Source organism: Sphingobium sp. B2D3C (assembly GCF_025961835.1).
Classification (GTDB): Bacteria; Pseudomonadota; Alphaproteobacteria; order Sphingomonadales; family Sphingomonadaceae; genus Sphingobium.
This window is the reverse complement of record NZ_JAOQOK010000001.1, coordinates 1026642-1046242: the sequence shown is the minus strand read 5'-3', so window position 1 is coordinate 1046242 and position 19601 is coordinate 1026642. Positions and strand designations below refer to the sequence as shown.

General features: G+C 64.3%; 18 protein-coding genes. 8 read left to right on the top strand and 10 right to left on the bottom strand.

What is annotated here, in order from left to right; all coding sequences use genetic code 11:
• Window positions 1–2: 2 nt before the first annotated feature.
• The 3 genes from M2339_RS04810 to M2339_RS04800 all read right to left on the bottom strand — a co-directional run bounded on the left by M2339_RS04810 (window position 3) and on the right by M2339_RS04800 (window position 3342).
• On the bottom strand, window positions 3–1034 hold the full coding sequence (locus M2339_RS04810; protein ID WP_264606173.1) for a mechanosensitive ion channel family protein: 1032 nt from the start codon (window positions 1032–1034) through the stop codon (window positions 3–5).
• A gap of 59 nt (window positions 1035–1093) precedes the next feature.
• Complete coding sequence (locus tag M2339_RS04805) at window positions 1094–1585, bottom strand: hypothetical protein (RefSeq protein ID WP_264587315.1); 492 nt, start codon at window positions 1583–1585, stop codon at window positions 1094–1096.
• 149 nt (window positions 1586–1734) lie between these two features.
• A complete protein-coding gene (locus M2339_RS04800) occupies window positions 1735–3342 on the bottom strand; it encodes a phosphoenolpyruvate carboxykinase (RefSeq protein ID WP_264587316.1) in 1608 nt (535 codons plus the stop codon).
• Between the two features lie 269 nt (window positions 3343–3611).
• Between M2339_RS04800 and M2339_RS04795 the strand changes: the two genes are divergently transcribed.
• From M2339_RS04795 to M2339_RS04760, 8 genes are all read left to right on the top strand, one after another.
• A complete protein-coding gene (locus tag M2339_RS04795) occupies window positions 3612–4319 on the top strand; it encodes a response regulator transcription factor (protein ID WP_264573007.1) in 708 nt (235 codons plus the stop codon).
• Entirely contained in the window at window positions 4288–5910 is a 1623-nt protein-coding gene (locus tag M2339_RS04790; protein ID WP_264587317.1) for a sensor histidine kinase, read from the top strand. Before M2339_RS04795 ends, M2339_RS04790 begins: the two co-directional genes overlap by 32 nt.
• A complete protein-coding gene (locus M2339_RS04785) occupies window positions 5907–6353 on the top strand; it encodes an HPr kinase/phosphorylase (RefSeq protein ID WP_264587318.1) in 447 nt (148 codons plus the stop codon). Before M2339_RS04790 ends, M2339_RS04785 begins: the two co-directional genes overlap by 4 nt.
• Before the next feature lie 2 nt (window positions 6354–6355).
• Entirely contained in the window at window positions 6356–7351 is a 996-nt protein-coding gene (gene rapZ / locus M2339_RS04780) for an RNase adapter RapZ (RefSeq protein ID WP_264587319.1), read from the top strand.
• Window positions 7348–7752 (top strand): PTS sugar transporter subunit IIA, encoded by a 405-nt coding sequence (locus M2339_RS04775; protein ID WP_181559869.1) that lies wholly within the window; start codon window positions 7348–7350, stop codon window positions 7750–7752. The genes rapZ and M2339_RS04775 overlap by 4 nt, the downstream gene beginning before the upstream one ends.
• The gene (locus tag M2339_RS04770) at window positions 7749–8027 is read left to right on the top strand and encodes an HPr family phosphocarrier protein (RefSeq protein ID WP_181559870.1); all 279 of its coding nucleotides are present in this window, start codon (window positions 7749–7751) and stop codon (window positions 8025–8027) included. Before M2339_RS04775 ends, M2339_RS04770 begins: the two co-directional genes overlap by 4 nt.
• A gap of 21 nt (window positions 8028–8048) precedes the next feature.
• Complete coding sequence (locus tag M2339_RS04765) at window positions 8049–8852, top strand: TrmH family RNA methyltransferase (RefSeq protein ID WP_264587320.1); 804 nt, start codon at window positions 8049–8051, stop codon at window positions 8850–8852.
• A 141-nt stretch (window positions 8853–8993) separates the two neighbouring features.
• Window positions 8994–10253, top strand: coding sequence for an MFS transporter (locus M2339_RS04760; protein WP_264588359.1), 1260 nt, complete (start codon window positions 8994–8996; stop codon window positions 10251–10253).
• A gap of 62 nt (window positions 10254–10315) precedes the next feature.
• On the opposite strand, the gene secA is transcribed toward M2339_RS04760, so the two are convergent.
• The 7 genes from secA to uvrC form a co-directional block, all read right to left on the bottom strand.
• Complete coding sequence (secA, locus tag M2339_RS04755) at window positions 10316–13051, bottom strand: preprotein translocase subunit SecA (RefSeq protein WP_264606172.1); 2736 nt, start codon at window positions 13049–13051, stop codon at window positions 10316–10318.
• Between the two features lie 126 nt (window positions 13052–13177).
• Window positions 13178–13441, bottom strand: coding sequence for a hypothetical protein (locus M2339_RS04750; protein ID WP_264587322.1), 264 nt, complete (start codon window positions 13439–13441; stop codon window positions 13178–13180).
• 121 nt (window positions 13442–13562) lie between these two features.
• Window positions 13563–15197 (bottom strand): CTP synthase, encoded by a 1635-nt coding sequence (locus tag M2339_RS04745; RefSeq protein WP_264587323.1) that lies wholly within the window; start codon window positions 15195–15197, stop codon window positions 13563–13565.
• A gap of 79 nt (window positions 15198–15276) precedes the next feature.
• Entirely contained in the window at window positions 15277–15678 is a 402-nt protein-coding gene (gene secG / locus M2339_RS04740) for a preprotein translocase subunit SecG (RefSeq protein WP_181561429.1), read from the bottom strand.
• 103 nt (window positions 15679–15781) lie between these two features.
• Window positions 15782–16255, bottom strand: coding sequence for a DUF2269 family protein (locus M2339_RS04735; RefSeq protein ID WP_264587324.1), 474 nt, complete (start codon window positions 16253–16255; stop codon window positions 15782–15784).
• Window positions 16255–17535, bottom strand: a complete 1281-nt coding sequence (locus tag M2339_RS04730) for an SDR family oxidoreductase (protein WP_264587325.1) — start codon at window positions 17533–17535, stop codon at window positions 16255–16257. Before M2339_RS04730 ends, M2339_RS04735 begins: the two co-directional genes overlap by 1 nt.
• Window positions 17536–17583: 48 nt before the next feature.
• Window positions 17584–19506, bottom strand: coding sequence for an excinuclease ABC subunit UvrC (gene uvrC / locus M2339_RS04725; protein ID WP_264587326.1), 1923 nt, complete (start codon window positions 19504–19506; stop codon window positions 17584–17586).
• Between the last annotated feature and the right edge of the window lie 95 nt (window positions 19507–19601).

Here is a 19601-nt window from a genome sequence, read left to right as displayed (position 1 = left end):
GATCACCCCGCGTTCACGCGTTCGGTGACATCCCGCGCCAGCAGGCCGCGATGGCGGGGCAGCGCCTGAGGCATCTCATCACGGATGAAGGCCAGCACCTTCTCGCGAATCTCACAGCGAAGGTCGAAGGCCTCGCCCGCATCGCGCGCGCTGGCGAGGCCGCGCACCTCGATGGCGTCCGGGCGCACATCCGTCACCTGAAGCACCTTCACCCGCCCATCCCAGAGCGGCGATGCAGCCACGATCGCTTCATAGCGGGCCCGCAACTGATCGATATCGGCCGCTGGGTCGAGGTGGAAGAAAACCGAGCCAAGCAACTGACTTGTCGAGCGAGTCCAGTTCTGGAAACTGTCTTCGAGAAAGCGGGAGATGGGCACGACCAGCCGTCGCTCGTCCCACACCGCCACGACCACATAGGTCATGTAGATCGCCTCGATCTTGCCCCACTCGCCTTCGATGATGACAACGTCATCGATGCGGATTGGCTCGGTGAAGGCAAGCTGGATGCCCGCGATTACGTTTTTGAGCAAGGGCTGCGCAGCCGCGCCGACCGCCAAGGCCGCAAGGCCGGCCGAGGCCATCAGCGTCACACCCACCGCCCGCACCGAGGGGATGCTGAACAGCATGAGGCACAGGGTGATGAAGATCACCAGTACCACGGCGATCCTGCCGAGAATGCCCGTCCGCGTGCGCTTTCGCCGGGCGCGGAGATTGTCGGCTACGCTGATATCCGTTCGCTGTTCGACCACATCCTGCGTGCCCCGAATGAGGGCAACCGCCAGCCAGCCGATCAATCCCGGCACGATCATCGCCGCCGCCTGGCTCCAGATCAGGTGACCGCGCTCTCCCAACGTTAGCGACGGACGGAGGAACGCCAGCGCGAAGGCGACCAGCAGCCAGCGCGACGGCCATTGCGCTCGGCGGAGCAAGGCGAGGCCACCTTCCGAATGCGCATGGGTCAGTAGACGGCGCAGCACCCGCACGCTGATCCAGTGCAGAGCCAGAGCCGCCAGGACGGCGAGAACGCCCAGCATCAGCGATTCCAACAATGGCGGCAGGGTCCAATGGTCGGGAAACATGACCCTTTTACTGCTCAGGCGCGATCCGGTTCCCGCGGCAGGTAGGGAAGCAACGCCGCCAATGCTGGCGTATTCTGGTCTGGCGGCGTGTAGGACAGCCGCGCTTCGACCGAGAAGAGACGCTCGCGCGACCAGAAATTGAGCGGCCAGTCCCGTGCGCTCTGTGCTGAGGTCAGCAGGCTATTGACCTGATCCAGCAGGGCACCGCCTATATGCTCGGCCCGATAAAGCCGCACTCCCCCGAGGAACGCGCGCGTGATCGTTTCATGATAGCCGTGGCGATCATCGTTCGGCACGCCCACGCTGGCATTGTAACGGCGGATGATCGGCGCGATCTCCCGGTCCAGATCGATATCCGGTCGCTCGACCATCAGCCAGAGACAGGCAGCGAGGTGCGCCTCATGCGTCCACCGCTCGCGCGGCAAGGTGCAATCCAGCAGCCCTTCTCCAATTGCGTGGATGGCGGCGGCATCGCTGAACAAGCGATGATTGTTATCTGTCGTCACGACGGCGCCCTAAGCTTGCGCGGCATCATTTGCGACCGACAGGCCATTCCATATGCTCATGCGTACCCCCCGCAGATATGAGAACGGCGGCCACCCTAGCATGGGCAGCCGCCGCTCATAAGCCTCGAAAGGCGTCAGCCGGCGCGGGTTCAGGCCGCGACGGGCGACTTCAGCACGTCGCGGACGGACGCGTCCACGTCGGCCTCGAACTGCGCGAAGTTGGCGACAAACTTGCCGACCAGCTCGGCGGCCGTCTCGTCATAGCGCGCCTTGTCGCTCCACGCGGCGCGCGGATCGAGCATATTGGGGTCGATATCACCAACCGCCACCGGCACCTCGAACCCGAAATTGGGATCGATGCGGAATTCGGCGTTGTTCAGGCTGCCGTCGAGCGCTGCGTTGAGCAGCGCACGCGTCACCTTGATCGGCATACGGCTGATGCCCGGATCGGTTGCCTTGCCGCCGGTCCAGCCGGTGTTGACCAGCCAGCACTTCACGCCGCCCTTGGCGATCCGCTCCTTGAGCAGATTGCCGTAGACGCTCGGGCGACGCGGCATGAACGGCGCGCCGAAGCAGGTCGAGAAGGTCGCCTGCGGCTCGGTCACGCCGATTTCCGTACCCGCGACGCGCGCGGTATAGCCCGAGAGGAAGTGATACATCGCCTGATCGGGCGTGAGACGCGCGATCGGCGGCAGCACGCCATAGGCATCAGCGGTGAGGAAGATGATGTTCTTCGGCACTGGGCCGAGATTGTCGGCTGAGGCATTGGGGATGAAGTCGATCGGGTAGGAGCCGCGGCTGTTCTCGGCCAGCGTCGCATCATCCAGATCGATCTCGCGCGTTTCGGGATCGATCACGACATTTTCCAGCACCGTGCCGAAGCGCTTCGTAACCGCGTAGATTTCTGGCTCGGCTTCGGCCGAGAGGCGGATCATCTTGGCATAGCAGCCACCCTCGAAGTTGAAGACGGCGGTATCCGACCAGCCATGTTCATCGTCTCCGATCAGCGTGCGGCTGGCATCGGCGCTGAGCGTCGTCTTGCCGGTGCCGGACAGGCCGAAGAAGACCGCCGTGTCGCCATTCGGCCCGATATTGGCCGAGCAGTGCATAGGCATGATGCCCTTGGCCGGCAGCAGATAGTTGAGGATGGAGAAGACCGACTTCTTCATCTCACCGGCATAGGCCGTGCCGCCGATCAGGATCAGCTTCTCGGTGAAGTTGACCGCGATGATCGTCTCGCTGCGGCAACCATATTTGGCGGGGTCCGCGCGGAAGGTCGGCAGATCGATGATCGTATATTCGGGCTTGAAGCCGGCCAGCTCATCGCGCTCGGGGCGCACGAGCAGCGTGCGGATGAACAGATTGTGCCAGGCAAACTCGTTGATCACGCGCACGTTGACGCGGTGCTCGGGCTGCGACCCGCCGAACAGGTCGGCGACGTAAAGCTGCTTCTTGTCGCCCAGTGCCGCGAAGAAATCCGCCTTGAGCGTGGCGAACTGCGCCGGCGTCATCGGCACGTTCACATCGCCCCAGGCGACCGTGTCCTCGGTCGTACCATCGCGCACAATGAACTTGTCTTTCGCGCTGCGGCCGGTGTGCTTGCCGGTCTCGACGACCAGCGGCCCATCCTTGGCCAGCACGCCCTCGCCGTTGCGAACCGCTTCTTCCACCAACGGCGCGGTCAGAAGATTCCATTTGACGTCAGCCGACGTCGATATGCCTTGGTCGCCAAGACCAAAGGAAGAGATAACCTGCACACCTGTCTCCTAAGCAAAAACGCAGGGCGGGCTCCTACGGCCGTCCTCCGCGAGAAAACTTCAAATTCAGCCCCGTCCCCGGCGCATAAGGGTTTGATGGCCCAGCGTCAAACGCCACCCGTTGTGCAGTGCCGCGCATCTGTCGCTTTCGTCCGGTGGCGGGACAAAACAGCGGATTCCCTATCGTCCGCCCGGCCCAGGTTGCGCCCGGTCCCGCGTTCGTCTAGGCCGAATGACCAGCAATAGTCAGAGGATCGGCGCAAAGCTCGATGAGCGCTACCATCGCCCTGGTCGACGACGATCGGAACATCCTGTCCTCGCTCAGCATCGCCCTGATCGCGGAAGGGTTCATGACGCGACTCTATCCGGACGGTCAGGCCGCGCTCAAGGCGCTGATCGAGAACCCTCCGGATATCGTGGTGTGCGACATCAAGATGCCCAATCTGGATGGCATCGAGTTGCTCCGCCGGCTGCGGGAGAAGAGCGATCTGCCCTTCATCTTCCTGACCTCCAAGACCGACGAGCTGGACGAAGCCCTTGGCTTTGCGATGGGCGCGGACGATTATATCGCCAAGCCCTTCTCGCAGCGGCTGCTGATTGCGCGGGTGCGGGCGCTGCTCCGCCGCACGGCACTCAGCCAGCCGCGCGATGACAATGGCGGCGAAGGCGAGACCGAAACCATCGCACGCGGCCGGCTGAGCATGGACCCCGCCCGCCACCGGGTGCAATGGGATGGCCGGGACGTCGCGCTGACTGTCACTGAGTTCCTGATTCTCGAAGCGCTGGCCCAGCGGCCCGGCATTGTGAAAACCCGCAATCAACTGATGGATGCCGCCTATCAGGACGACATCTATGTGGACGACCGCACCATCGACAGCCACATCAAGCGCCTGCGCCGGAAATTCCGCGAAGTTGCCCCCGAGTTCAACGCAATCGATACGCTCTATGGCGCCGGATATCGCTTCAACGAGGAATGAGGATCGCCTGGCGAGCGGCGAATGGACGACGCGCATCTCGCTCACCCGGCGGATCCTCGCGGTCAACATCTTCGCGCTTGCCATCCTGGCTGGCGGTTTCTTCTATCTCGATAGCTATCGTGCGCGGCTGATCGATGGCCGGCTGGTGTCGATCAGCAGGGAAACCGCCCTGATCGCCGCTGCGATGGAGACAGCCCCGGCCAGCGATCGCGCCCGGTTGCTGCTGCGCACGGCGCAAACAACGGGCTTGCGGCTGCGCATCTATGATGCGGACGGGACCAAGCTGGCCGATAGCTTTCGGCTGACCCCACCCAGCTACACGCTGCGTGATCCGATGCGCGATCCGCTCCACATCAAGCTGGCGCGCGTGTTGGACCGCGTTGTCGAGACCATCGCCTTGGCCGACCGCCCAGCCTATGTGAAGGAGCCGGCACAGGATCGCCGCGACGCCTGGCCGGAAGCCCGCGAGGCCGCCCGCACTCGCGCGCCCGCTTCGGCCTATCGGTTCGCACCGGACCGCACCCCTTTCCTCAGTGTCGCCCGCCCGCTCGATGAAGCCGGGCGCGGCGATGTATTGCTTGCCACCGCCAACACGCGAGACATCACGGATATCGTCCGTGCCGAGCGCCTGCGCATTGCGCTCGTCTTTGCGGCGGCAATTCTCGTGTCCGTGCTGCTCTCGCTCTTTCTTGCCCGGACCATCGTGCTCCCGCTGCGACGACTGGCGCGGGCTGCGGTGCGCGTGCGCCTGGGGCGCGCGCGGGAAGTCATCGTGCCGCGTCTGCCGGATCGGCGCGACGAAATCGGGATGCTGGCCCGCGCCGTCTCCGACATGAGCCAGGCTTTGCGCCAGCGCATCGATGCGACCGATGCCTTCGCGGCAGATGTCAGTCACGAGCTCAAGAACCCCATCGCGTCGCTGCGCTCGGCCCTCGAGGGCCTGGCCCAGATCAAGGACCCGGCCCTGCAGGCCAAGTTGCTCGCCATCGCGCAGGACGACGTGCGCCGGCTCGACCGGCTGGTCAGCGACATTGCCGAGGCAACCCGCATCGACGCACAGCTCTCGCGCACACCGTTCGAGACCATCGATCTCGGGCGCATGATCGGCCGCATGGTCCGCAATCATGCACCGCGGGAGGATGGCCCCGCCGTTCGCCTGAGCTATGCAGGGCCGGGCCGTGGCGCCGTGTTCGTCTCCGGTGACCCGCAGAAACTGGTCCGCGTGGTGGATAATCTCATCGACAATGCCCGCTCCTTCTCACCCGATGGCGGGCGGATTCGCCTGACGCTGTCAGCCGAAGACAGCAAGGCTATCGTGGCAGTGGAAGACGAGGGACCCGGCGTGCCGGAGCGCGAGCGGGAAGCGATCTTCCGGCGGTTCCACAGCGTGCGTCCGGAGCGGGACGGCTTTGGCAATCACAGCGGCCTGGGTCTTGCCATCGCCCGCACCATTCTGGAGGGCCACCACGGCTCCATCCATGTCGAGGCGCGCCTCGATGGCAAGGCCGGTGCGCGATTTGTCGTGACCCTGCCGCTGGCCGAGCAGGATGTGCCCCCGCCAAACAGCGCTAAGGCGCGCAGCGGCACATGAGCAACGATCCCGCCCATTGCCAAACCATCCACGCTACCAGTGTCGCCATCGGAGGCAAGGGCGTGCTGCTGATCGGCGGAAGCGGGTCCGGCAAGTCGGACCTTGCCCTGCGCCTCATCGATCGCGGCGCGATGCTGATCAGCGACGATTACACCCGCGCCTCAAAGCGGGACGGCAAGCTGATCCTTGACGCGCCGGAAACCATTGCGGGCAAGCTGGAAATTCGCCACCTTGGCATTGTCGAAACGCCCCATGTCGGTGGCGTGATTGCGTGTCTTGCGATCAGACTGGATGAAGCGCCCGTGCGCATGCCTGACATCGGGTCCACATTCTCCCTTCTGGGTGTCGAACTCCCGCTGGTCGTGCTGGCCGGTCTGGAGCCTTCCGCCCCGATCAAGGCCGAATGGGCATTGCTTCGTCTCGATGGGCAGGCGAAGGGGTAGGCATGGACCAGCCCCCTGCCCTGTCACCTGCCCCCCATGCTCCCGGCGCCAAGCGCATCCTGGTGGTCACCGGCCTTTCGGGCGCCGGCAAATCGACCAGCCTGCGCACGCTCGAAGATGCCGGCTGGGAAACGGTCGACAATCTGCCGCTGGTGCTGCTCGACCGGCTGCTGGCTGCCCCGCTGCCGGCCGGTCATGAGCAACAGGCGGGCCGCCCGGTCGCCATCGGCATCGACAGCCGCACGCGCGGCTTTGCGGCGGATACGATCCTCTCTGCAATTGCCGCCCTGCGCGAGCGCACCGGCTATGAGGTCGAGATGCTGTTCCTCGATTGCTCAGGCACGGTGCTTGAGCAGCGTTATGCCGAGACGCGGCGGCGCCACCCTCTCGCCCTTGATCGCCCGGCGGCGGACGGCATTGCCCGCGAGCGCGAGCTGCTGGAACCGCTCCGCCGCGCGGCGGAGCATGTCGTCGATAGCTCGGACCTCACCAGCAACGGCCTGCAGCAGGCGATCCGCCAGCGCTTCGCTGGCAGTTTCGAATCGACCCTGACCTTGCTGTCCTTCGGCTTTGCGCGCGGCGTTCCCCGCAATGCCGACCTGATGTTCGACATGCGGTTCCTGCGCAATCCCTATTGGGACGAGACGCTGCGCCCGCTCACCGGCCTCGATCCCGATGTCCGCGATTATGTGATGGCCGACACGCTGTTCGAGGCGGCCGTCGGCCAGATCGAGAAGCTGCTGGTCACCATCCTTCCTCGCTACAGCGAGGAGGGGAAAGCCTATGTCACCATCGCCTTTGGCTGCACGGGCGGTCGCCACCGCTCGGTGTGCGTGACGGAAGAGATCGCAGAACGCTTGCGCCGGGCGGGCTTTTCGCCCACCATTGCGCACCGCAATCTGGATTCAGTCCAGTTGGACGCCTATGAGAACCGGCGCCAGGGCAAAAAAGAAATCGTACCAACGGAAATCGAAGGGCGGGGCGCACACTCACCATGATTGGACTCGTGCTCGTAACCCATGGCGGGCTCGCGACGGAATTTCGCGTCGCCATGGAACATGTCGTAGGGCCGCAACAGGCCATAGAAACCGTCTGCATCGGCCCCGATGACGATATGGAGGTGCGGCGCGCCGACATCGCCGCCGCCGTGCAGCGCGTCGATGATGGCTCAGGCGTGATCCTGCTGACCGACCTGTTCGGCGGCACCCCCTCCAACCTCGCCATTTCCCTGCTCGACGCCGGGCGCGTGGAAGTGATTGCCGGCGTCAATCTTCCCATGCTGATCCGTCTCGAAAGCGCCCGCCGCAATATGAGCGTCACGCAGGCGGTCGCCGCCGCGCGGGAAGCGGGCCGCAAATATATCAGCGTGGCCTCGGAGCTGCTCGGAGACGCCACTTGAGCGGCGAGACAGCCAGCGCAACAGTGCGCATCGCCAACCGGCGTGGCCTGCACGCGCGGGCAAGCGCCAAGTTCGTCACGCTCGCGAGCAGCCTGCCGGCGACCATCATGGTGCGCAAGGATGGGCAGGAAGTGGTCGGCACATCGATCATGGGCCTGATGATGCTGGGCGCGGCCATGGGCGATGATATCACCGTCTCCGTGAGCGGTGACGATGCCCCGGCGGCGCTGGCTGCCGTCATCGAGCTGGTCGAAAATCGCTTCGGCGAAGACTGATCCTGTGCGGCCCTGCTGACCATGCCCCGCGAAATCACCGGCTTCTCCAACCCGCTCGTCAAGCGCGTGCGCGGCTTGCGGGAAAAGAAGCTGCGCAAGCGCGAAGGCCTGTTTCTGGCCGAGGGCCTGCGTATCCTCACCGAAGCGCGCGAGCGCGGCATTCTGCCCGAGATGCTGTTCATGGCGAGCGATGCCCGCCCGCATCCGCTGGCCGACGAGCTAATCGCGGCGGTCGAGGCGCAAGGCGGCGATGTCATCCTCACCAGCGCGGATATTCTCGGCAAGATCTCCGGCAAGGACAATGCGCAGACGCTCGTCGGCGTCTATCCCGACCGGCTGACACCCCTCTCCGCGCTCGATCGCAGCGCGGCGCCGATCTGGTTCGTCGCGCAGGCCATGCGCGATCCCGGCAATCTGGGCACGCTGCTGCGCATCGGCGATGCGGTCGGCGCCGGCGGCGTGATCCTTGTGGATGACTGTGTCGATCCCTTCTCCGTCGAGACGGTGCGGGCCTCGATGGGCGCCCTCTTCACCCAATCCATCGCACAGGCAAGTTGGGCTGACTTCCTCAGCTGGCTCCGCGGGGGGCCGGGCCAGCTTGTCGGCACCAGCCTCAACACCGAGCACGATTATCAGGCGCCGCGTTACGAGGCCCCGACCTTTCTGGTGATCGGCAATGAGGCGCGAGGCCTGCCCGCCGATTATGAGGCCGCCTGCGACCTGCTGGTCAAAATACCGATGAAGGGCCGTGCGGACAGCCTCAATGCTTCCGTCGCCGGGGCCGTGATGGCCTATGAAGTGCTGAACCAGCAGCGCCGGCGCTGATCCCTCTCCTGTCACCCCCATCCGCGCCATCTAGCGCTGCTGCCCGGAATTGAGCTAGGGCATCGCCGTCATATGTGAGGGGGCCCAACTTTGAACGACGCAGCAACCGCCGGAACGCCGGCGCCCAGCGGCCTGTCCGCTATGGTGAAGCACCGCCGCGTGCTCGTCGCGAGTCTGGCCGGCACCACGGTCGAGTTCTACGATTTCTATATCTATGCGACAGCGGCGAGCCTCGTCTTCGGTCCGCTCTTCTTCCCCGCCACGTCGCCGACAGCGCAGCTGATGGCGGCTTATGCCAGCTTCGCCCTCGCCTTTCTGGCGCGCCCGCTCGGCGCCGCCGTGTTCGGCCATTATGGCGACCGGATCGGCCGCAAATCGACGCTCGTCGCCTCGCTCATGCTCATGGGCGGCTCGACCTTCTTGATCGCCTTCCTGCCGACTTATGCGATGATCGGCTGGGTCGCGCCGCTGCTGCTCTGCATCCTACGCTTTGGCCAGGGCTTCGGTCTTGGCGGCGAATGGGGCGGTGCTGCGCTGCTGGCGGTGGAGAATGCCCCGCCGGGCTGGCGCGCGCGCTTCGGCATGATGCCGCAGCTTGGCGCACCGCTGGGCTTTGTCGCCGCGAATGGCCTGTTCCTGCTACTCGGCCTTTGGCTGAGCGATGCGCAATTCATGGCGTGGGGCTGGCGCCTCCCCTTCCTCGCTAGCGCGCTGCTGGTCATCATCGGCCTGTGGGTGCGCTTGAAGATGGGCGAGACGCCGGAATTCAAGGCGGCGCTGGAGGCCGAGCCACCGGCAGCCATTCCCTTAGCGGAACTGCTCACCCGCCATGTGCGCGCAACCATGGCCGGCACGCTCGCCGTCGTCTGCTGCTTCGCGCTGTTCTACATCTCCACGGCCTTCGCGCTGGGCTATGCCACGGTGAACATCGGCATGGCGCGCAGCGAGGTGCTGACCATACAGCTTGCGGCCATCCTGATGCTCGCGCTGGGGATCATCGTCGCCGGCTGGTGGTCGGACATGCGCTCGGCGAGCCGTGTGCTGATCGCCGGCTGCGCCGCGACGGTACCGCTCGGCATCGTCTTCGGCGCCGGGTTCGACGCCGCCAATCCGCTGGCGCTCTTCCTCATCCTCGCCATGTCGCTGCTGCTGATGGGCTTTACCTACGGCCCGCTCGGCGAATGGTTGACCGCTCTCTTCCCGCCGCGCGTGCGCTATTCCGGCTCGTCCTTCGCCTTCAACGTGGGCGGAATCATCGGCGGGGCTATGGCACCCATTGCCGCGCAATATCTGGTGAGCACGCATGGCGTGGGCGCCGTTGGCCTCTACCTCTCTGGCGCGGCGGTGATCAGCCTCATTGGGCTGGTGTGGCTGGCGCCCAGGGACTCGCAGCCCGACTGACGGCCGCCGGGCGGACGTGACCGGGCTTTCGCCCGGCCATCAGATCTTTGTCAGGATCGTTGTCAGGCGAGCGCGCCGTGACAATGCTTGTACTTCTCGCCGGAACCACAGGGGCACGGCGCGTTGCGGCTGATTTCCTCACCCGCATAGGGATTGCCCTCACCCACCGCCGCAGCCGTTGCGGCGCGCGGAATGGTGGTGGTGATGAACCCGCGCGTGCCGGCATCGATGTCCGCGCTGTTATCCTCACCCGTGAACGGGTCGATATGGCTGGTGAGGAAGTCCGGCAGCTCGGGCAGCGGCGGCGGCACAGGATCCTGCATCTGGAACTGCACATGGCTCACCGTGCGGCTGACATCCTCGCGGATGTTCTCCAGCATCCGCTCGAACAGGGCGAACGCCTCCTGCTTATACTCGTTGATCGGCGTCTTCTGCGCATAAGCGCGCAGGTGGACGACCTGCCGGAGGGCATCAAGCGTCGCCAGATGTTCTTTCCAGTGATGGTCGAGATTCTGCAGCAGGATGCTCTTCTCGATCTGCGCCCAGGTGTCGGGCTTGAGATCATTGACCTTCTCCGCCAGCGCGGCATCGGACAGCGCGATGAGGCGCTCGACGAACAGCTCCGGATCGACCACGTCCTCGGTCAGCCAGCCATCGATGTCCGGCGTCAGACTCATCACCGCCTCAAGGCGCTCCTTGAGCTGCGGAATGTTCCACTGCTCGGGGTAGGTGCCCGGAGGACAGGCGGCGCCGACGATGTCGTTGATCGTCTCATGGCGCATCTCGGTGACGACGTCGCCGACCGTCTCGGCATCCATGATCTCGCTGCGCTGCTCGTAAATGACCTTGCGCTGGTCGTTCATCACGTCGTCATACTCAACGACCTGCTTGCGGATTTCGTAGTTGCGCTGCTCGACCTTCTTCTGCGCGGTCTCGATCGCCTTGCTCATCCACTTGGACGGCGGAAGCGCCTCGCCATCCTCCAGACTTGAGCGCATCATGCGCGCGAACAGGGTATCCGGGCCAAAGATGCGCAGCAGATCATCATCGAGGCTGAGGTAGAAGCGGGACAGACCCGGATCGCCCTGACGACCCGAGCGGCCACGCAGCTGGTTGTCGATACGGCGGCTCTCATGCCGCTCCGTGCCGAGCACGAACAGGCCGCCGGCGGCGAGCACCTGCTGGCGTTCGGCCTCGATTTCCGCTTCGATCCGCGCAATTGCGGCATCGCGCTCCGGGCCTTCCGGCATGTCCTTGAGCTCGTCCTCAACCCGGAATTCCAGGTTGCCGCCCAGCTTGATGTCGGTGCCGCGCCCGGCCATGTTCGTTGCGATGGTCACCGCGCCGAGCCGCCCGGCCTGTGCCACGATGCCGGCTTCCTGCTCGTGGAAGCGCGCGTTCAACACCGAATGCTTCACGCCTTCTTCCTTGAGGAAGCTGGAGAGCAGTTCGGACTTCTCGATGGAGACGGTACCCACCAGCACTGGCTGACCCTTGGCGGCATGTTCGCCAATCGTCCGGGCGATGCCTTTGAACTTGTCCTCAAGGCTCTTGTAGAACAGGTCCTGATCGTCCTGACGCTGCACTGGCAGGTTGGTCGGGATGGTCACCACGTTCATCTTGTAGATGTCGTAGAATTCCGCCGCCTCGGTCGCCGCCGTACCAGTCATGCCCGAGAGCTTGGGATACATGCGGAAATAATTCTGGAAGGTGATCGAAGCCAGCGTCTGGTTCTCCGGCTCGATGTTCACGCCTTCCTTGGCTTCCACGGCCTGGTGCAGACCGTCAGACCAGCGGCGCCCGTCCATCATGCGGCCGGTGAACTCATCGATGATGACGACCTTGCCGTCTTTCACGATATAATCGATGTCGCGCCGGAACATGAAGTTGGCGCGCAGAGCCTGGTTCACATGATGGACGACCTGCGTGTTCTCGAAATCGTAGAGATTGGCGCCCTGGAGCAGCCCGGCATCCTCCAGCATCCGCTCCACCTTCTCGGTGCCGTCCTCGGTCAGCACGATCGAGCGCTGCTTCTCGTCCTTTTCGTAATCCTCGTCCGCAAGGTTCTTCACCAGCGCGTTGACGGACATGTACATCTCGGACTTATCGTCCGTCGGGCCGGAAATGATCAGCGGCGTGCGCGCCTCGTCGATCAGGATCGAGTCCACCTCGTCGACGATCGCGTAATTGAACGGGCGCTGGACCATCTGGTCACGCTCATACTTCATGTTGTCGCGCAGATAATCGAAGCCGAGTTCGTTGTTGGTGGCGTAGGTAATGTCCGCCTCATAAGCCGCGCGACGCTCCGGCTCGGAGAGGTTGGGCACGATCACGCCCGTGGTCAGTCCCAGGAAGTTGTAGAGCTGGCTCATCCATTCGCAGTCGCGCCGGGCGAGATAGTCGTTGACGGTGACGACGTGGACGCCCTTGCCGGGCAGCGCGTTGAGATAGGTCGCGAGCGTCGCGACCAGCGTCTTGCCTTCACCGGTGCGCATCTCGGCGATCTCGCCGCGGTGGAGCACGATGCCGCCGACCATCTGAACGTCATAATGGCGCTGGCCGAGCGCGCGCTTCGCGCCCTCACGCACCGTCGCGAACGCCTCGGGTAAGATCTGGTCGAGCGTCGCGCCGTCGGCGAGCTGGCTGCGGAACTTGGCCGTCTGCGCCTTCAGCTCATCATCGCTCATGGCGACCATCGTCGGCTCGAATGCGGCAATCTGATTGACCGTCTTGCTGAGAGACTTGACGTAACGCTCATTTGAAGAGCCGAAGAAGAATTTGGCAACGCCGCCGAGCATATCGGAAATTCCTGTCTGAAAACGGAAAGGTCGGGCGCCGGTTCACACACCGGCAAGCGAACGCGCCGGGAGCCAGCGCGCGAACAGCAGAATGGCAGACCGGCAACATGGCGGCCTGCGGCGGGCTTAGATCAGCCAGCTCTGCTTCAGGGAAAGATGGGTGCGGCCATTACGGGCAGGCAGCACCAGCGCCGGAGCCTGATCGGCCCGCATAAGGACGGCCTCGGCCCCCGTGTCAGCGCTGGACAAGACCCGTGCGACCGCAATCGCCTGCTCACTGGAGGGAGCCTGCTGCGATTCTGCACTCAGTTCCACCTGCGCAGGCGCCACGCGGCTCTCGCCGACCATCAGGCCGGAGAGCGACGCAAGAAGCGCAGACAGAAGGATCATCAATTGCAAGTCGCAGGCATCCCGGCCGGTAAGACGCACCCACATAGGGTGCGGCAAGCGGTTCGTCTACGCCCTTCACCATGAACGATCCGGAAACGGGCCGTCCATGGCTGGTGCAGAATCAGACGAGTCGGCTCTGCTTGAGCGCCGCGGCAATGAAGCTGGCGAACAGCGGGTGCGGATCGAACGGCTTGGACTTGAGCTCCGGGTGGAACTGCACGCCGATGAACCATGGGTGATCCGGCCGCTCGACGATCTCCGGCAGCGTGCCGTCCGGCGACATGCCCGAGAAGATGAGGCCGCCCTGTTCGAGCGGTTGACGATAGGCCGCGTTCACCTCGTAACGGTGACGATGGCGCTCGCTGATATCCTCGGCACCGTAGATGCTGGAAACGACGCTGTTGCCGCTCAGCTTGGCCGGATAGGCGCCCAGACGCATGGTGCCGCCAAGGTCGGTATCGACATGCCGGGTTTGCAACCCCTCGGCGCTCATCCATTCGGTAATGAGGCCCACGACCGGCTCGCTCGTCTCACCGAACTCGGTGGTCGAGGCGCGCTCGATCCCGGCGGTGTTGCGGGCACCCTCGATACAGGCCATCTGCATCCCGAGGCAGATGCCGAAGAAGGGCACGCCCCGTTCCCGCGCGAACCGCACGGAGGCAATCTTGCCTTCAGAACCGCGAACGCCGAAGCCGCCCGGCACAAGAATGCCATGCATCGGCTCGAGCTGGGCCGCGATGTCGCTGTCTTCGGCCTCGAACAGCTCGGCATCGAGCCACTGGACCTTCACCTTCACGCGGTTGGCCAGCCCGCCATGCACGAGCGCCTCGTGCAGCGACTTGTAGGCATCCGGCAGACCGACATATTTGCCGACGACGCCGATGGTCACTTCACCTTCAGGGTGCACCTGCCGGTCCATGATGTCGAACCAGCGCGTGAGGTCCGGCTCGCGCGCGTCTTCGATGCCGAAGGCGCTCAGCACGGCGCGGTCCAGCCCTTCGCGGTGATACTGCACCGGCACGGCATAGATGCTGCTGGCATCGAGCGCGGGAATCACGGCTTCCGTGCGCACATTGCAGAACAAGGCGATTTTCGCCCGCTCGCTGTCCGGCAGCGGATGCTCAGTGCGGCAGAGCAGAATGTCGGGCTGAATGCCGAGCGAAGTCAACTCGCGCACGCTATGCTGGGTCGGCTTGGTCTTCAACTCGCCGGCCGCCGCAATATAGGGCACCAGCGTCACATGCACGAGCACGGTCTGGCCGTGGCCCAGCTCATTGCGGAGCTGGCGGATGGCCTCCATGAACGGCAGGCTCTCGATGTCGCCCACCGTGCCGCCGATCTCGCACAGCACGAAATCGACATCGTCCGTCTCGGCCAGAGCGAAGCGCTTGATCTCGTCCGTCACGTGCGGGATCACCTGCACGGTGGCGCCCAGATAATCGCCGCGCCGCTCGCGCTGGATGATCGTCTGGTAGATGCGCCCTTGCGTCACATTGTCGGCCTGCCGGCTCGCAACGCCCGTGAAGCGCTCATAATGGCCAAGATCGAGATCGGTCTCCGCCCCGTCGTCCGTCACATAGACTTCGCCATGTTGATAGGGCGACATCGTGCCGGGATCGACATTGAGGTAAGGATCGAACTTACGGGTGCGGACCTTGTAGCCACGCGCTTGAAGGAGCGCCGCAAGCGACGCAGCCATAAGGCCTTTTCCAAGCGAGGAGACCACGCCGCCGGTGATGAATATGAACCGCGCCATGGGAGAGGAGGCTTACGCTGAACTCGAACGGAAGGGCAAGCGAACGAATCCGCTACCGGTGAAAAAAACTGGTGGATCGTTACTGCGCGAGCGGGGCGCCGGCCGCACCATTGGCAGGCGCCGAGGCCGGACCGGCCGGTGCCGCCGCGCTGTTGGCCGCGCCGGAAATGCCATCGCCATCCGCAATCGGCGCGGACATGTCGCTGGTGCCGGACTGGCCGACCAGCGAGGTATCGATCGTCGCGGCCCGGTGCTGCGTGGCGGCAATCACAGCCAGCACGATGCTCATGCCCACGAACAAAGTCGCGAGAATCTTGGTCGCCCGGCTGAGGAAATCCGCCGCGCCACGCGCCGACATCAGGCCGGACGGGCTTCCACCGCCACCCATCCCAAGCCCGCCACCCTCGGACCGCTGCATCAGAATGACAGTGACGAGCGCGAAGGCGATGATCGCCTGGACGACAAGGAGAAAGGTGAACAGCATGAGCGGTTAGGACATCCCGACGGGTTTTGAAGCAGCGCCCTTAGCGCGCATTGCGCCGGGCATCAACCTTTGCTCTTGCTGTCACCGGTCGATGGGCGAACTACCACAAGGCGGGCTTGGCGATCATTAGCCAGAAGGTCGCGATGAGCCCAAGGAAAGCAGGCCAGCCAAGAGCAAACCACAAGCTCATGGCTCGTGCGTACTCCAATCCCAACGGAACGCCGTTCTCACATGCCTCATGGGCCAGTCGCTGCGCCTTGATTTGCAGCCAGACAACCGGCACCCAGCAGCCAAAAGCAACCGCATACAAAACAAACGCCACGAGCAACCATGGTTCGGTGAGAGACCAACCGGCAAGATGGGCGAGCCAGATACCGGTCACCGGTTGGACGATGCCGCTCGTACCCGTAAATATCCAGTCCGCGCGCACCACCATCCGTCCGACGCTGGCAATCGTCGCGGGATCCCGCGTGAGGTGCGCATTCCAAAGATACCAGGCTGTCCCGGCTCCGAAGCCGAACAGAATAGTGCTGCTCAGGACATGCACCCACTTCAGGATCAGATAGATTTCCATCAATGCCGATCCGCGATCGCTCCGTGCATCAACACGGCAAGGAGAATAGGCGCATTCTTAAGAAGCGGCCCGAGAGGATCAATCCAGAGTTCTGGAAGCGCATAACCGATCACCGCAGTATAGCCGATGATAAGCAGGCATTGGCCGAGAGTGGACCATCGGCCGAAACGATCCACAAGCAGCCATCCCGCCATCGCTATGTCCAGTAGGCTCCCAGCGATGCGCAATGGTTCTGCCCAAAGCAAAGGCAATCCGAGTCCACTCGTCACCTCCTCCGTACGGACCTGACCATGAGCGAAACCCAGCCACGCCGACACCAGCCACATGAGCACAAGAACGATCTTGAGTGCCGGCGCCAGAAAATAGAGCCGGGCGTGCCAGCGATCCTGCACCTGCGCAGGACACGCCTGAAGCGCCACATCGAGACTGCGGGGCCGAAAGCCGATGGCCCGCTCGAAAGCGGCACCGTCACCAGCGTTTCCCGCGACCATCTGGTCAAGGCTGGACGAGGACACCGGGCCAGAGCCGAAAAAGTCCCCGGCTTTTCCAAGAACGCGCATGAGGGGCATCGGCACACGCAAGATGGCAGCATCGCCAAAACCCAGCCAGCGGCGATAGCGCACAAGAAGATCGCGCAGTTCCATCGTGTCGGGTCCAACCGGCTCCAGCACCTGTCCCGCGAAAGACTCGTCCTCGCAAACGATGCGGATGGCACGGGCCAAATCTTTCGCGTGGACAGGCGTGAACGGGAAGCGCCCATCACCGGCCACGGGAATCGCCCAAGGCAGTCCCGCCAATCCACGCATCAGGGACGTGCCGCCATAGCTGCCATCCCCGTAAACCAATGACGGCCGCAGAATGGTCCAGTCGACACCCGACTCCCGCAAGGCAACCTCGCCCGCCAACTTGGTGCGGGCATAAGCGGTCTGCACGTCCGGCCGCGCGCTGATCGCCGATAAGAGCAGCACCCGCTGTACGCGGGCGAGTCGAGCGGCTTCGTATAAGGCCGAAGGCATCGTGACATGCACCGAGGTCATCTCTCCTCCGCGCAAAACACCTGCGCAATTGATGATGACATCCACGCCAGCGAGAACCGGCGACCAGTCGGCCACCTGCAACGCGCGGGAAAGGTCTACCCGTATGAAAGATACGGCAGGAAAGCGCGCTTCGAGGCCGTCCAGCGACCGCGCTGTCGCGACGACGTCATGCCCTGATGCGAGAAGTGCCGCCATGACCTCCCGGCCAATGAAGCCGCCCGCGCCCAGCACCAGAACTCGCATGCACACCCCGCCCCCATATTCCCATCAGTTCATAGACGAGAATCAGTCTCAGCCATGGAAATAATCATAGACCGTCTGTGCGACCGCCGATGAAACGCCGGGTGCACGCTGGAGGTCGTCAAGGCTGGCGTTGCGCACGGCGCGGGCGGTACCGAAATGCATGAGCAGCGCTTTTTTACGCGCGGGACCGATGCCGGGCACTTCGTCCAGCGAGCTGACAGTGATCGCCTTGGCCCGCTTCTGCCGGTGTGCGCCGATCGCAAAGCGATGGGCCTCGTCGCGCAGGCGCTGCAGGTAGAACAGCACCGGGTGATTGACCGGGAGCTGGAAATCCCGCCCGTCCAGCAGATGGAAGACCTCCCGCCCCTCGCGGCCATGATGCGGCCCCTTGGCGACGCCGACCATCGGCACATCCTCGATGCCCATCTCTTCCAGCGCCTTGCGGGCTGCGTTGAGCTGGCCCCGGCCGCCATCGATCAGCACCAGGTCCGGCCATTCCCCGGATTCGCGATCGGGATCTTCCTCGGCCGCGCGGCCGAAGCGGCGGCCGAGCACTTCGCGCATCATGCCATAATCGTCGCCCGCGACGGTTTCAGGGCGCTTGATGTTGAACTTGCGATAGCCGCTCTTGCGGAATCCCTCCGGCCCCGCAACCACCATCGCCCCCAGCGCACTGGTGCCCTGAATGTGGCTGTTATCGTAGATCTCGATGCGATTGGGCGGAGCTTCCAGACCCAGTAGTTCGGCCATGTCGGCGAGAATCTTGCCTTGCGCACTGCTTTCGGCCTGACGGCGCTCCAGCGCTTCCTCGGCATTGCGCTGGGCCTGCTTGATGAGCTTCACACGGCTGCCACGCTGTGGCACCTCGATGCGCACCTTGCGCTCCAGCTTCTGGCTCAGCGCCTCGGCGAGCAGCAGCGTCTCGGAGGGCTCGCGATCACAGAGCACCAGCGGCGCGGGCGGCACATCCTCATAAAATTGCGCCATGAACTGCATCAGCACTTCGTCCTCGCCCACCTCGGCGGTGTGGACCGGGAAGAAGCTGCGATGCCCCCAATTCTGCCCGCCGCGAATGAAGAAGGCCTGGATGCACATGCCGCCATTGCGGCTGGCGAGCGCGAAGATATCGGCATCGCCCAACCCCTCGGCGTGGATCGCCTGACTGCCCTGGATGAAGGTCAGCGCCTTGAGCCGGTCCCGGTAGACCGCCGCCATCTCGTAATCGAGCGACTCCGCCGCCGCATTCATCGCCTCACCGAGCCGCGCCTGCACCGCCGTGGACTTGCCGCCGAGAAAGTCCTGCGCGTCCTGGGTCAGGGCCGCATAATCCGCCTCGTTGATCCGCCCGACGCAGGGCGCGGAGCAGCGGCGAATTTGATACAGCAGGCAGGGCCGCGAGCGATTGGCGAAGAAGCTGTCCGTGCAACTGCGCAGCAGGAACAGCTTCTGCAGCGCGTTGAGCGTCTTGCGCACCTGCCCTGCCCCGGCGAACGGCCCGTAATATTGCCCCTTGTAGCGCCGCGCCCCGCGGTGAAGCTGCACGCGCGGAAAGGCGTGATCCTCGCGCAGCAGGATGAATGGGAAGCTTTTGTCATCGCGCAGCAGCACATTATACGGCGGCCGAAAGCGCTTGATGAGCTGCGCCTCCAGCAGCAGCGCCTCGGCCTCGCTCTGGGTGGTGACGATCGTCATCGAGCGGGTCTGCGAGACCATGCGCTGCAGCCGGCGCGGCAGGCGATCGACCTGAGTGTAGTTGGACACCCGATTCTTGAGCGCCCGCGCCTTGCCGACATACAGCACGTCGCCGCGCGCATCCTGCATCCGATACACGCCCGGTCGCGTGCCCAAGGTCTTGAGCGTTTCGCGAATCGCCGCGACGCCAGCGTCCACGTCCGGCAATTCACTGCCACGGATTGTGGAGGTCGCCTTTTCTTCGTTGAAGCGATTGGGGGACGATGGCCGCTCGGTCATCCGCGCCATTTAGGGGCGAGAGGCGGACAGGACAACGGCCTCCTGCCTCAACCGGCCGAACCACGACCCTTCAAAAGCAGAAAGGCCGGACCGAT